The sequence below is a fragment of the Sinorhizobium sp. KGO-5 genome, assembly GCF_036245905.1.
In the GTDB taxonomy this organism is placed as follows: domain Bacteria; phylum Pseudomonadota; class Alphaproteobacteria; order Rhizobiales; family Rhizobiaceae; genus Sinorhizobium; species Sinorhizobium meliloti_A.
Genome location: NZ_BDIZ01000003.1, coordinates 223,650 through 237,407, shown reverse-complemented (window position 1 = coordinate 237,407; position 13,758 = coordinate 223,650). Strand labels below are relative to the sequence as shown.

At 62.7% G+C, this 13,758-nt stretch carries 14 protein-coding genes; 6 read left to right on the top strand and 8 right to left on the bottom strand.

What is annotated here, in order from left to right; translation table 11 throughout:
* The first annotated feature begins 53 nt into the window (after nt 1-53).
* The 3 genes from BHD07_RS15160 to BHD07_RS15150 all read left to right on the top strand — a co-directional run bounded on the left by BHD07_RS15160 (nt 54) and on the right by BHD07_RS15150 (nt 1,366).
* Nucleotides 54-656 carry an alpha/beta hydrolase gene (locus BHD07_RS15160; protein ID WP_018098433.1) on the top strand — a complete coding sequence of 201 codons (603 nt, stop codon included), beginning with the start codon at nt 54-56 and terminating at the stop codon, nt 654-656.
* A gap of 87 nt (nt 657-743) precedes the next feature.
* Entirely contained in the window at nt 744-983 is a 240-nt protein-coding gene (locus tag BHD07_RS15155; RefSeq protein ID WP_100670198.1) for a type II toxin-antitoxin system Phd/YefM family antitoxin, read from the top strand.
* Nucleotides 980-1,366, top strand: a complete 387-nt coding sequence (locus BHD07_RS15150; RefSeq protein ID WP_100670199.1) for a type II toxin-antitoxin system VapC family toxin — start codon at nt 980-982, stop codon at nt 1,364-1,366. Before BHD07_RS15155 ends, BHD07_RS15150 begins: the two co-directional genes overlap by 4 nt.
* Nucleotides 1,367-1,369: 3 nt before the next feature.
* Here BHD07_RS15150 and BHD07_RS15145 read toward each other — a convergent pair whose 3' ends face one another.
* The 7 genes from BHD07_RS15145 to BHD07_RS15115 form a co-directional block, all read right to left on the bottom strand.
* Nucleotides 1,370-2,482, bottom strand: a complete 1,113-nt coding sequence (locus BHD07_RS15145; RefSeq protein WP_338281317.1) for an ABC transporter permease — start codon at nt 2,480-2,482, stop codon at nt 1,370-1,372.
* A 1-nt stretch (nt 2,483) separates the two neighbouring features.
* A complete protein-coding gene (locus tag BHD07_RS15140; protein WP_338281315.1) occupies nt 2,484-3,638 on the bottom strand; it encodes an ABC transporter permease in 1,155 nt (384 codons plus the stop codon).
* Nucleotides 3,635-5,380: an ATP-binding cassette domain-containing protein gene (locus tag BHD07_RS15135; RefSeq protein WP_338281313.1), complete on the bottom strand. Its 1,746-nt coding sequence runs from the start codon at nt 5,378-5,380 to the stop codon at nt 3,635-3,637. The genes BHD07_RS15140 and BHD07_RS15135 overlap by 4 nt, the downstream gene beginning before the upstream one ends.
* Nucleotides 5,380-6,384: a secretion protein HlyD gene (hlyD, locus tag BHD07_RS15130; RefSeq protein ID WP_338281311.1), complete on the bottom strand. Its 1,005-nt coding sequence runs from the start codon at nt 6,382-6,384 to the stop codon at nt 5,380-5,382. Before hlyD ends, BHD07_RS15135 begins: the two co-directional genes overlap by 1 nt.
* Nucleotides 6,381-7,085: a CerR family C-terminal domain-containing protein gene (locus tag BHD07_RS15125; protein WP_338281309.1), complete on the bottom strand. Its 705-nt coding sequence runs from the start codon at nt 7,083-7,085 to the stop codon at nt 6,381-6,383. The genes hlyD and BHD07_RS15125 overlap by 4 nt, the downstream gene beginning before the upstream one ends.
* Before the next feature lie 449 nt (nt 7,086-7,534).
* Nucleotides 7,535-8,884 (bottom strand): sensor histidine kinase, encoded by a 1,350-nt coding sequence (locus BHD07_RS15120; RefSeq protein ID WP_275599178.1) that lies wholly within the window; start codon nt 8,882-8,884, stop codon nt 7,535-7,537.
* Nucleotides 8,884-9,555, bottom strand: coding sequence for a response regulator (locus BHD07_RS15115; protein WP_275599177.1), 672 nt, complete (start codon nt 9,553-9,555; stop codon nt 8,884-8,886). Before BHD07_RS15115 ends, BHD07_RS15120 begins: the two co-directional genes overlap by 1 nt.
* A 242-nt stretch (nt 9,556-9,797) precedes the next feature.
* Here BHD07_RS15115 and BHD07_RS15110 point away from each other — a divergent pair, with 242 nt between their 5' ends.
* The 3 genes from BHD07_RS15110 (at nt 9,798) to BHD07_RS15100 (ending at nt 13,008) form a co-directional block, all read left to right on the top strand.
* Entirely contained in the window at nt 9,798-11,528 is a 1,731-nt protein-coding gene (locus BHD07_RS15110; protein WP_338281305.1) for a phosphoethanolamine transferase, read from the top strand.
* A gap of 111 nt (nt 11,529-11,639) precedes the next feature.
* Entirely contained in the window at nt 11,640-12,020 is a 381-nt protein-coding gene (locus tag BHD07_RS15105) for a hypothetical protein (RefSeq protein WP_338281304.1), read from the top strand.
* 328 nt (nt 12,021-12,348) lie between these two features.
* Nucleotides 12,349-13,008, top strand: a complete 660-nt coding sequence (locus BHD07_RS15100; RefSeq protein WP_338281302.1) for a metallophosphoesterase family protein — start codon at nt 12,349-12,351, stop codon at nt 13,006-13,008.
* Between the two features lie 351 nt (nt 13,009-13,359).
* On the opposite strand, the gene BHD07_RS15095 is transcribed toward BHD07_RS15100, so the two are convergent.
* The gene (locus BHD07_RS15095; protein WP_100670211.1) at nt 13,360-13,638 is read right to left on the bottom strand and encodes a ribbon-helix-helix domain-containing protein; all 279 of its coding nucleotides are present in this window, start codon (nt 13,636-13,638) and stop codon (nt 13,360-13,362) included.
* Nucleotides 13,639-13,758 lie beyond the last annotated feature (120 nt).

Genomic DNA, 13,758 nt, shown 5'->3' with positions numbered 1-13,758 from the left:
CTTCTTTAGATAGAAGAAGTGTTCGCAACCACGCGCGCACAAAGGAGAAATCGATGGTCGATCATGGCTATGTGCACACATTGAAATCCGGCAGGCCCGGCGGTCCGATCCTTTTCGTACTTCACGGGACGGGCGGCGACGAGAACCAGTTTTTCGGCTTCGGGGCGCAGCTCCTGCCGGAGGCCACCGTTGTTTCGCCGCGGGGCGACGTATCGGAACACGGGGCCGCCCGCTTCTTCCGGCGAACGGGCGAGGGCGTTTACGACATGGCGGACCTCGCGCGTGCGACGGAGAAGATGGCGGGTTTCGTGAAGGCGCTCGCTGGCGAACACGACGCCTCGGAGATTGTCGGTCTCGGCTATTCCAACGGTGCCAACATTCTCGCGAATGTACTGATCGAAGAGGGCCTCTTCGACAAGGCCGTGCTCATGCATCCGCTGATCCCGTTCCGTCCGGAGGACAATCCCGCGCTCGCCGGCCGCAAGATCCTGATTACGGCCGGAGAACGCGACCCGATCTGCCCGGCCCCGCTGACACGGGCGCTCGGGGACTACTTCACGAAGCAGAAGGCGAAGGTGGAATTCGAGTGGCATTCCGGCGGCCACGACATCCGCCAGAACGAGATCGCCGCCATCGAAGCGTTCGTTAAAGGCTGACAGCATAAGGGCTGGCGGCGCGGTACCTTGAATAGAGACGGGGATTGAACTAAGTTCAGTGAACTAAGTTCGATTCCGAGGACCCCGATGGAAACCGTCAACATTCACGAAGCGAAAACCCACCTATCGCGACTGATCGAGAAGGCGGCGCAGGGGCAGCCCTTTATCATTGCAAAAGCGGGAAAGCCGATGGTGAAGGTGATCCCGATCGATCAGCCTTCCGATGCGAAAGTGCAGCGGATCGGCTTCATGGCGGGTCAGTTTACGGTACCGGACGACTTCGATCAGATGGGCCGTGACGAGGTTGCAGATCTTTTTGGCGCATGAATATTCTTTTTGATACGCACATTCTCCTCTGGGCGGCCGGTGTACCCGGCCGCTTGTCGAAAGAGGCCCGCGCTCTTATCGAAAGCTCCGAGAATACGCTTTACTTCAGTGCGGCGAGCGTGTGGGAGATCGCGATCAAGCGTGGCTTGGGGCGGATGGACTTCGATGCCGATCCACGGCTCCTGCGTCGAGGTTTGCTGGACAATGGTTACCGGGAACTGCGGGTCGACGGCACCCATGCGGTGGCGCTTGATCAACTCCCCCTGATCCACAAGGACCCATTCGACCGCATTCTCATCGCGCAGTCTCTCGTCGAAGGACTTACGCTCGTCACGTCCGATGAAGTCGTCAGCCGCTACCCCGGTCCTATCCGGCTTGTTTAGTCTTCATTCGAGCCGCCTGCGGAACAGCCACGCGGCGCAGGAGAGGGTGACGATCGCGATCAGGCAAAGCGGCAGCGTCTGGTGGACGACTTCGGCAAGGGGAATGTCCTTTAGAAACACACCTTTCACGATCACCAGGAAATAGCGCAGCGGATTGATCAGCGTCACTGGCTGCAGCCAGGAGGGCATGTTTTCGATCGGCGTCGCGAAGCCGGATAGCAGCATGGCCGGGACCATGAAGAGGAAGGCCCCGAGGATTGCCTGCTGCTGCGTCATGGACAGCGCCGAGATGAAGAGACCGAGGCCGACGACGGCGGCGAGATAGAAGATGGCGCTCCCATAGAGCAGGAACAGAGAGCCGCGCAGCGGCACGCCGAAGATGAAGACCGCGGCAAGGATATAGATGGTGATGTGGAAGAGGCCGATCATCATCGGCGGGATGAGCTTGCCGAGCAGGATCTCGTGGGTGCGCAACGGTGACACGATGAGCTGGTCGAAAGTGCCGAGCTCCCGCTCGCGCGCGACCGACAGCGCCGTGACGATAAGCCCGATCAGGAGAGCGATGCTCGCGACCAGGTTCGGCACCATGAACCATTGGTAAGTGAGGTTCGGATTGAACCAGTTGCGGACCTCGACCCGGATCGTCTCGGAGGCCGCACGCCTGCCCGCCGGCGTTTCGGCCGCGACGGCGCCGACGATTCGGCCGAGATAGCCGGAGACGATCTGCGACGCGTTGGAACGCCGGCCGTCGAGGATCATCTGCACTTCCGCCGGTCTCCCCGCCTCGATATCGCGGGAGAAGGTGGGGCCGATCTCCAGTGCGGCCAGGACTCGCTGGGTATCGATCGCGAGGCGGACCTGGTGAGGGCTGCTCGCGAGCTCTATCGAGCGAAAGGTCGGAGAGCCGCCGATCTTCTGCACGAGTTCCTGGCTCCATTGGCCGCTGTCACGGTTGAGCACCATGAGATCGACGTCAGTCACCTCGAGCGTCGCCGCATAGGAGAAGACCAGGAGCTGGATGATCGGCGGGCCGATCAAAACGGTGCGGCCCTTCGGATCGCGCAGGACCGCGAGCAGCTCCTTCACGATCAGGGCTTTCAGCCGCGTCCACCACATGTCAGCCGATCCTCTTTCTGGTGCTGCGCGCCGCCAGCGCGAAGAACATGCAGCCGATCAGGAACATCACCGCGATGGCGCGTGTGAACATCGGCCAGATATCGCCGGCGAGAAACACGGTCTGCAGACTGGGAATGAGGTAGCGCGCCGGGACGGCATAGGTGACCCATTGGATGACGGTGGGCATGGAATTGATCTCGAAGAGGAAGCCGGACAGCAGGAAGGCCGGCAGGAAGGCCGAGATCAGCGCGAGCTGCGAAGCGAGAAACTGGTTCTTCGTCGCGGCCGAGATCAGCAGCCCTTGTCCGAGCGCCGGCATCAGGAAGGTGGCCGAAAGGGCGTAGAGCGCCGCCACCGATCCCCGGAAGGGGACATCGAAAAGAAAGACCGCCACAAGCACGCAAAGCGTCATCGACGTAAGGCCGAGGACGAAGTAGGGCAGCAGCTTGCCGGCGAGCAGCTCGGCGGCGGAGACGGGCGTCGCCATCATCGCCTCCATCGTGCCGCGCTCCCATTCGCGGGCGACGACGAGCGAGGTGAGCAGCGTGCCGACCAGCGTCATCACGATCGCGATCGAGCCCGGAACCAGGAAGTTGCGGCTTGTCAGCTGCGGGTTGAACCAGAAGCGCTGTTCGGCGGAGATCGCCGGAGGCGGGCTCCGGCCCTCGCTCAAGCGCTGGCGCTCCCAATTGGCAACAGCACCCTGTGCATAGTTCTGCACGAAATTGGCGGTGTTCGGATCGGAGCCGTCGACGATCACCTGGACCGACGGATGGCGCCCCGCCGCGTGGTCGGCGGCAAAGCCGGCGGGGATCACGAGGATGCCGCGCACCCGTCCGAGGACGAGGTCGTCCTCAAATTCCCTGCGGTCGCGTCCGGTGACGACGGAAAAGTAGCGCGATGCCTCGAAGCTGGCAGCGAGATCGCGCGTGAGCGGGGTCGCCTCCTCGACCACGAGGGCGACGCGCGTGCGCGTCGTATCGAGCGACACGCCATAACCGAAGAGGAAGAGCAGGACCAATGGCAGGACGAAGGCGATCAGAATACTGCTCGGATCGCGTACGACCTGATAGGTTTCCTTGCGCACCAGGGCGGCAAAACGCCGGGCCCGGCCCGCGGGTTCGTACGCTTTCGCCATTTTCCTCTCGGCGTTCATGCAGCCTCCTTCGCCTCGGAGCCTTGAACGAGCGCGATGAACGCGTCCTCCATGGTCGGGTCGGGGAGGTCCTTGCTTGCGACACGGGCCTTCATGTCGTCCGGCGAGCCGAGTGCGATCGAGCGGCCGCGATAGATGAGTGAAATGCGGTCGCAATATTCCGCCTCATCCATGAAATGCGTGGTGACGAGCACGGTCACGCCCTTTTCGACAAGGCCGTTGATATGGGTCCAGAACTCGCGCCGGGTGATTGGATCGACGCCGGAGGTCGGTTCGTCCAGGAAAAGCACTTCCGGTTCATGGAGCACCGCACAGGCAAGCGCCAGACGCTGCTTGAGACCGAGCGGCAGGTCCTTGGCCGACATCTCGAGGATCGTGCGGAAGTCGAAGATTTCGCTCATCAGAGCGATGCGTTCGCGTTTTCTCGCGCCGGACAGCCCGTAGACGCCGGCAAAGAAATTGAAGTTCTGGATGACGCTCAAATCACCGTAGAGAGAGAATTTCTGCGCCATGTAACCCAGCCGATTGCGCGCCTCGGGGGCGTTGCGCCTGAGGTCGAAGCCGGCAACCCGGCCTTCGCCGGCGGTCGGCTTCAGGAGGCCGCAAAGCATTTTGAACGTCGTCGACTTGCCGGCGCCGTTGGGGCCGAGGAGGCCGAAAATCTCGCCGCGTGGAATATCGAAGGTGATGTTGTCGGCGGCGGTAAAGTCGCCGAAGCGTTTCGTCAGACCCCGCGCCTCGATCACGGGTCTGCCGGCGTCTTCGGCGAACTCGCGCTGTGTTTCCGCAAGCCTCGACCGGCCGCCCGGACCTCCGCCGAGCATATCGACGAAAGCGTCCTCGAAGCGGGGCGGGGTGACCGCTGCGTGAGCGGCATCGGCCGTGTCGCCGAGCGGCGGTGAAAGACCCTGCTTCATGACGAGACGTATGGCTTCGCCCTGGATCACGCCGTCGACCACGCCTTGCTCTTCGAGGAGGCGCGCAAGCGCTTCGCGGCGGCGGCCGCGGATGCCGGAGAGGCGAAAGACGCGGTCCTCGACGCGGCCGGTCATCTCCGCCGGCGGGCCGGAAAACATGAGCCTCCCCTGATTGAGCAGGAAAACATGGTCGCAGGCTTCCGCCTCTTCGAGATAGGCGGTCGACCAGACGACGGCGATGCCCTCCGCCCTCAGATTTCCGACCATCTTCCAGAGGTCGCGCCGCGAAATCGGATCGACGCCGACGCCGGGCTCGTCGAGAAGCAGGAGCCGCGGCTTGCGCAGGAGCGCGCAGGCGAGGCCGAGCTTCTGTTTCATTCCGCCGGAGAGCTTGCCGGCAAGCCGCGTCGTGAAGCGGGCAAGATCGGTGAAGTCGAGCAACTCGCCGAAGGTCCGGCTGCGCTCGGTCTTCGGCAGGCCGCGCAGATCGGCGTAGAGGTCGAGGTTCTCCTGGACCGACAGGTCTTCATAGAGGCCGAAGCGCTGCGGCATATAGCCGATTGCCGCCTGGATACTGGCGGGATCCCTCCGGGTATCGTAGCCGAGCACTTCTATGGTGCCTGCATCCGGCAGCATCAGGCCGGTCATCAGCCGGATCAGCGTCGTTTTGCCTGCGCCATCCGGACCGACGAGACCGGTTACCCATCCGCCGAAGATTTCGCCCGCAACTACGTCGAGCGCCGGGGGCGCGGTACCGAACCGCTTGGTGACGGCGTTCAGCCGAACGAACGGGGCCGCACCGGGCTCCGTTGCGGGGGCGGGCATCAGGAAGCCTCCTTCGCTTCCGGCAGGTGCACGGTGACCGGCATGCCCTGGCGAAGATCCTTGCCCGGATTGGCGATCACGATGCGCAGCCTGTAGACGAGATCGGTTCTGAGCTCGGGTGTCTCAACCGATTTGGGCGTGAACTCGGCGACCGGGGATATGAAGCCGACGGTTCCCTCATAGTTGCGATCGGGCGCGGTGTCGGAGGTGATCGTCACCTTCATTCCCGGATGCACACGGCCGAGGTTGGGCTCTGCGACATAGGCGCGGACCCAGACCGGTTCCGTCAGCGAAAGCACGTAGACGATATCGGCGGGCGAGACGATCGCGCCGGTTTCACGCACGCGGGATATGATGACGCCGTCGCTCGGGGCGGCAAGTTGGGTGTCATCGAGCGAGATGCGGGCGCTCTCGGCCTTTGCCGTCGCGGCATTCGCCTGGGCCGCTGCTGCCGCTATGTCCTCTGCGCGGTTTCCCTCTTCGAGAAGCACCAAAGCCTCGCGGGCCGACCTTGCGCGTGCGTCTGCCGCTGCACGGCTGGCGTTTGCCTGGTCGAGCTCCGCCTGCGAGATCGTGCCGTTCGGACGCAGCTGCTTTGCGCGTTCATAGGCGAGCTTCGCATTCTCAAGCTCCGCCAGGCGTTCTTCATGCGTGGCGCTCGCCTGGGCGATTTCGGCTGCGCGGGCCCCGGCCTTTAGCTTTGCCAGCGTCGCCCGGGCAGCCTCGGCGTCCGCTTCGGCGGCACCGAGCGCCTGGCGGAACGGCTCGGCGTCGAGCCTCGCGATCACGTCGCCTGCCTTCACGCTATCGCCCTCGTCGACGCGCAACTCAGCGATCCGCCCGCTCACCCGAAAGCCAAGCGACACCTGCCGAATGTCAACATTGCCGTAGAGCACCGCCTGCCGCGGCTCACCCGCAAAGCCGAGGCGCGCCGGCAGGTCGAACCACCAGGCACCGGCGAGAGCTGCGGCGGCGATTGCAATGAGTATGGCGACCTTCCTCATGACCGGCGGTCCCTCTCGGCACCGAGCACCGCCACGAGTTCGGCGGCATGGCGGTGCAATGTCGCGATCTCCTTCGGTCCGGCAGATTCCCATTCGAGCTGGGCATAGACGGCTGCATGCGCCATTCGAAACACCAGAACGCTTCCGACGAAGGAGAGCGTTCTCAGACGAATGTGCTCCGAAGTCGGGTCGTCCTCGATGATCGCGCCGATCAGCCGGCTCGCCATGTCGATCATCGGCCCCATGATGCTGCCGTAGATGCGTTTGAATGCTTCGGTCGGCTCCATCTGCTCGCGAATGATGAAGCGTGCCCAGCTTTCCGATTCCTTGCTGACGAAGAGAGCGATCATCCTCTGGACCATCTGGGTCAGGAAATGCCGCGCTTCCATCGGCGTCATCGCAGCGCCTTCGGCGTCGAGTTCGGCAAGGCGGGTGACGATCATGCTCCGCAGGTCGCCGACATGGCCGCCGATGATCGACGCAAGGTGCTCGGCGGCGGCTACATAAAGCCCTTCCTTGCCGCCGAAATAATAGGGAATCGCCTGGAGATTGACGCCCGCTGCATCGGCGAGCTTTCGCGTGGTCGCGCCATCGAAGCCATAGCGTCCGAAGACGTCGATGGCCGTGTTGAGCAATTTCTCCCGCGTCGCGTCGCCGCGGTCGGCTCGGAGCACAGTGGGTCGGTTTCCATCCTTGACCATGCATCGATGATGCGCCAATCAATCGACTAAGTCAATCGATCGAATGAAATGAAGTGACTGTCTTGCAACGCCAGAGAGCAGCCCGCGTCTGCGGCGCGGGAAGCGTTCTTTCAGCCCAAGGACTTGGTCTGGCTGGATTCCTGTGACAAGCACAGGAATGAGGGACGGGATGTGCGGCTACTACATCGAAGCGAAGCGGGACGCTGTACATGGGCGTGACCCGCGACCTTCCGCCCCGCCTGGCTATCTTCACGGTTTATGAGGCGCGCCAAGGGGCCGCCCCCTCTCCGCCCTCATCCCTGTGCTCGTCACAGGGATCCAGCAGCGCCGCGTCTGCGGCGCGGGAGAGCCTATACAGCCCAATTACTCGGTCTGGCTGGATTCCCGTGACGAGCACAGGAATGAGGAAGTCAACATAAGTCGTCGCGGGTATCCGATCTCAACGGGCCTTAGGCAGCCGCGGCGAAATCGATGGTGATTTTCGTCCCTCCGCCGGGAACCGTATCGACCGCGATCCTCGCTTTGTGAAGCTCGCCGATGCGGTGTACGATCTTGAGGCCGAGCCCGAGCTGGCCGGAGCGTTTGACGTAGCCGAGATCGTCATTGTGCTCCGGCAGATCGACGAGGCCCCTGCCGTTGTCCTCGACAGACACCAGAGGTCCGGGACCGCAGGCGAGCACTATGCGCGTATTGGGCGGATTATGCTTCACCGCGTTTTCGATCAGGTTGCGCAACATGTTCTCGATGAGCGGCGCAATCACGCTTACGGGCGGTGTGCCGTGGTCTACGAATTCGATGGACTTGCCGTTGTCGAAAACAAATGGCGCAGTCGTCTGCGCGACCTCCGCCCCGATCGCCGAGAGGTCGGCGCGCTGAAAGGCCGAGGGGTCCACAGAGTCGGCCCGGGCAAGCGAGGTCAATTGCTCGAGAATGTGGGTCAGCGCATCGAGATCGCGCTCCGCATTGCGGGCGCGCGGATCGTCGATGCGGCTCAGCTCCATCTTGGCGATCGAAACCGGTGTGCGGATCTCGTGGGCGATCGAGGAGGAAAAGACCTTCTGCGCCTGGATGAGATCTGCAACGCGCGCCAGGAGACGGTTGACGGCCACGACAAGGCGCTCGATCTCCTCCGGCATGCGCGACGAGGGGAGGCGGGCATTGCCGTCGCGCGGATCGATCGCATCGGCCGCCCGCACCGCTGCTGCCACCGGTTTGAGCGCACTGCGGATCGACCAGATCGTGGCCCCGATCACGAGGCAGAACATCAGCGTCATGGGCACGATCATGGAATCGAACATCTCGCGCAGCAAAACGCTGTACATGAAGCCGTTGGGGTCCTTCAGGACGGCCAGCTCTACGAGCACGATCTCTCCATAACGCTCGAACGATTGGCCGCCGGCAACGCTGAAGGGTTTGCCGGGTGCGATCAGCCGTTTCCAGAAAGTCGGTGCGTTGACGGCGAGCGGAAGAAAATGCTCCGAACATTCGGCCGAGCAATTGGTGAAGAGCACCGAGCCGGAAGCGGTGCGCACCCTCACATAGATCGCACCCGGTCCATCGCGTTCCAGGTAACGCTCTTTCAGTTCGTGACTGAGCTTGAATGTCAGCTCCCCGTCCTGCTTCGCGATTGCGGTCGACAGGGTGTCTGTCTCCTCCTGCAGCATCAGGACGCTGAGCTCGTCATCATCGAACCAGTAGTCGGCGAAGACGACGCCGACCTGCAGCATCATGGCGAGCAGTGAGAAGGCGATGATGCGGCGGGCGACGATGCCGATGAGCGACGGGTTCCAGCTCTTCATCAAACCGTCCGAAGCAGATAACCAATGCCGCGCACGGTTTCGATCTGCACGCCGGTTTCCGCCGACTGCAGTCGCTTCCGCACCCTGGAGACGGCGAGTTCCAGCGCATTCGAGCTCAGTTCCTGGCCATATTCCGAAAGGGCCGTTTCGAGCCTGCGCTTCGGGACGACACGCCCGACCTCGCGCAACAGGATTTCGATCAGCGAGCGCTCGCGCGGAGGAAGCGGCAGAACGGCGCCCTCGCAGGTAAGCTCCGCCGTTGCAGGATCATAGCGCAGGGCACCGGCCTCGAGGACCGGCTGTATCGCATTGGGATTTCGCCTGAGCATCGCCCTGCAGCGGGACAGAAGTTCGCGATGGTGAAACGGCTTGACGAGATAATCGTCGGCGCCGGCGTCGAGCCCGGCGATACGCTCGTCGACCGATCCGCGTGCGGTGATGATCAGCACCGGCAGGCCGACATGCTCCCGCCGGATCCATTGCAGGAGCTGCAGGCCGTCGCCGTCGGGAAGGCCGAGATCGAGGAGAACCAGATCGTGCTCGCGTGCGGCAATGGCGGCCTCGGCATCGCGCAATGTCGAAACGCCGTCGAGCCGCCAACCCGCGTCATGCATGGTCTCGTTGATGAGTTCGGTAAGGCGAGGACTGTCCTCGACGAGGAGTAAACGCATGCAGATCGCAGCCTGAGTCTTCTGGCGCCGGTGACGGGGGACCATAGGACGTTTTTCCCGGGGTGCCAACTTGCGAAATCCCTGCCGGGCGCGGGGACGCCGCTCGTACCGGCGATGCCGACAGCTTTCCGACAGCTCGTCCGGGCTACTGGGCATGCTCCCCTGGATCGCAAACGGTGCAGGGAACATGAAGGTCACGCCGCACCAAGCCTGCAAGGGGCGCGGCTTTGGAGGTGAGCAGCTTGAAGATCCCGCGGATTCCCCGGCCCGAGATTGGCAGTATAAGCCTGAGCGCGATCGTCGCTCTCTATCTGCTGCTGGCGACCAACAACTCGTTCTGGGCTCATGCCAACGTCTATTTCGATCACGCCTGGATGAGCCTGCTTGCCTTCGCAGCGGCACTCTACCTCGTCCTCTTCGCGATCTTGACGCCTCTCTCGCTCAAGTACCTGATGAAGCCGGCGCTGGTCATTCTCATCCTGGTGTCGGCGACGGCCGCGTATTTTGCCGACACCTTCGGCATCGTCATAGACCGGGACATGATCGGCAATGCCGCCGTTACGACACAGGCCGAAGCCAGCCACCTGCTGACATTCAGCCTTGCGCGGCATCTCCTCGTCTACGCCGTCCTCCCTTCGATCCTGATCGCCTGGGTCAGGGTACGCCACCGCCGGTTCCTGCGGAAGGCCGCGGTCAATTTCGCCTTCGTCTCCGTATCGCTCCTCGTCGGCGCAGGCCTCGTCTATTCCAACTTCGCGACGGTGGCCTACGCGCTGCGCGAACATACGGACCTCATGAAAAGGTTCAATCCGTCCGGACCGCTGATTGCCACCGTGCGCTACGGCCTTTCGACCTATCGGGAGCGCAATCTGGTCGTACACCCTCTTGGAACCGACGCGCATCAGGGCGCGCGCGTTGCCGCCGCGGGGAAACCGGTCGTCGTCGTCGTCGTTGCGGGCGAGACGGCGCGTGCCATGAACTTTTCGCTCAACGGCTACGAACGCGAGACGAATCCGGAATTGCAGGCACTCGGGGTCGTCAACTACCGCAACACGACGAGTTGCGGCACGGCGACCGCCGTCTCGCTTCCCTGCATGTTTTCGGTCTATCCGCGCAGCCAGTACAGCGACTGGAAAGCGCGCTCGACCGAAAATCTCGTCAATGTGCTGACGCATGCCGGTGTCTCGGTGAGCTGGTGGGACAACAATACCGGCAGCAAGGGGATTGCCGATCTCATCAGCTTCGCAAGCCAGACCGGCCGCAAGAACAGCCCGCTTTGCACCAACGGCGAATGCCTGGACGAGATCCTCCTCGGCGATCTCGACCGGAAACTCGGGGCGGCGACGTCGAACAGCGTCATCGTGCTGCATCAGCTCGGCAGCCACGGCCCCTCATACTACCTTCGCTATCCCGAGGCGTTCCGCCGCTTCACGCCCGACTGCCGAACGCCGGAACTCATGCGTTGCTCGACCGCGGAACTGGTCAATGCCTACGACAATACGATCCTCTACACCGACCACATCCTCGCCAGCGTCGCGCGGCTGCTCGAAAAGCATCAGGACCGCATTGCCGGCGCGATGATCTATATGTCGGATCACGGCGAATCGCTTGGGGAGAACGGCCTCTACCTCCACGGCGCGCCTTATGTGATCGCCCCGAAGGAGCAGACCCAGGTGCCGTTCATCGCCTGGTTTTCGAAGCCGTACCAGGCTGCGATGGGCGTCGATGCCGGCTGTCTTGCCAAGGACGCCGACCAGCCCAAATCGCACGACAACCTGTTTCACACGGTGCTCGGCATGATGGACGTCGAGACGAGAATCTATAACCGCGATCTCGACGCTTTTGCCGCCTGCACCCGGCCCCTAGACAAAGAGAACCGGCCGGTGCCGGGATATCACGCGGCCCAGAATGGCGAACCCGCATCAAGCGCCGGCGGGTCGCAGGAAGCGAGGTGGGCGCCCGGCCTTCTGTGATTTTCCGATATGCCTCTCCCACCGGCAAGCTGTCGACCTTCGCCAAATCTGGTAGACTGCAGGCCGGTCTCGCATCCGCAGCCGGCGGGGCGTCCATCAGAGGAGAATCAGATGCAGATCGCCGGAATTCAGGTCTATCCCGAGCGCGGCGGCAAGGCGGGTTTCACCGTCGAGTTCGTCGGCACCAACGGGGAGGTCGTCTCCGTCTCCTGCCCGCAGAACGCCGACGGTAGCCTCAACAGGCTGAATGCCGTTTCCCAGGCAAAGGAGATACTCGCCGCGGCTATCGCGGCGGATGAAACGCTTCTTGCCATTACCGGCACGAAACGGTCTCCTTCGGTCCCCAAGGGAGCGCTTGCGAATGCCCGGCAAGCGCATGACCGGGACGCCATGGAAGAGCAGTTGGAAGAGGGTCTCGAAGATACGTTTCCCGCAAGCGATCCCGTCTCGATCACCAGTTCAGCGATTCCGAAGGGATCGTCTCACCGGTAGTCCTGGCGCGGATCTCCCTGGGGCCTTAGTTCCTGTGCCCGTAACAGGAATTCAGTCAGCCCAAGTTCTTGGGCTGCCACGTTTCTTCCGCGCCGCAGACGCGGCGCTGCCGAATCCCTCTGACAAGCACCGGGACCAGGTGAAGAATGCCGTCTTGTGCCTGTCCGCGCTCTCTGTTCCTGCTACGCATCGGGCTTTCCGAATATCGGTTCCGATTGTCCGGGTGATGCGCTAAAGCTCTCGGACACCCTGGGCGGCCTCAGATGGCCGATTCTTATCAGCGACGAAAGGAGCGCGCCGTCTTGGACGAGCAAAGGAGAAGCGATTCATGAATAGCCGGCGTTTCACCTTCGCCGTCGGTGACATTCACGGTTGCCTCGCACAACTCGAAACCTTGCTTGCCAGTATCGAATCCGTCGTCGCCGGCGGCAGGGTGGTCTTCCTCGGCGACCTCGTCGATCGCGGCCCGGACAGCCGCGGCGTCGTGGAGCGGATCATGGCCGGGCCGCGCAGGGCGGGCTGGGAATGGATCACGCTCAAGGGCAATCACGAGGCCATGCTGCTGGCGGCACGCAAGGGCGAGGCCGAGATGTCCCTATGGCTGACGAACGGGGGAGAGGAGACGATGGCTTCCTATAGCGGCGCCATTCCGTTGAGCCATCTGGTCTGGATGGCGGAACTGCCGTCGCTCGTCGTCGATCAGCACCGCATTTTCGTCCATGCCGGTGTCGACGAGACCATTCGGCTCGAAGAACAGGGCGACGACATCCTCCTCTGGATCCGCACCGATCCGAACTACTCCGGCACCTATTGGGGCAAGCATGTCTGCCACGGACACACGCCGAGCCGAAGCAATCCGCGCACCGTCGGGAACAGGACCAATGTCGATTCCGGCGCCGTCTTCGGCGGCATGCTCTCCTGCGCCGTTTTCGATGACGACAGGGCGGGAGGCCCGATCGATTTTCTGGTTACGGATGGATACAGCTAAGGGCCTGTTTAGATTCGGGCTACCCGCCGCGACTTGTTTCATTTCCTCATTCCTGTGCTTGTCACAGGAATCCAGCCAGCCCAAGTCCTTGGGCTGAAAGAACTCTTCCCGCGCCGCAGACGCGGCGCTGCTGGATCCCTATGACGAGTACAGGGATGAGGAGAGGAGAGGTTGCAGTCCTCCGGAAAGTTTCCTAAAGCGCCGCGCGTCTTATGAGACGCGCAACCCGCTGATGCGCTCAATGTATCGGTCTGCCGTATCGGTTGAGCCAGACCGTTCGACGACATACCCATAGATGTGCACCAGATCGGTCTGCGCTTCAGGTGACAGGCGAACGGTATAATGCCTCATTCAAGCCTGACTCTTGCCCTTGGCGACGCGCGATCGGACCTGTGCCATACCGTCCTCAAGAGGGACAGCGCGTGTCGGGTCGGCTTTATGGGCGTCGTAGGCGGCAGCGACTTCCTCGCGCAGCCAGCGTTCCACCGCAGCGTCCCGCGCAGCCAGTGTACGCAAACCGTCGCGGATCACTTCGCTTTCAGTGGCATACTCACCCGATGTCACCTTCGCTTTGACCATTTCGGCCATTTCGATCGGCAGGGTAATGCTGAGGGATTGGGTTGTACGCATATCGGCCGCTCTCGTTTCGAGCCTGTATAACACGCAACACGATTTAATCCTACTCCCCTTCGGTAGGTCACAGGTTCCTGCAACCGGGGCAGTGCGATGCGTGCGGAAAGCAATTGCTTT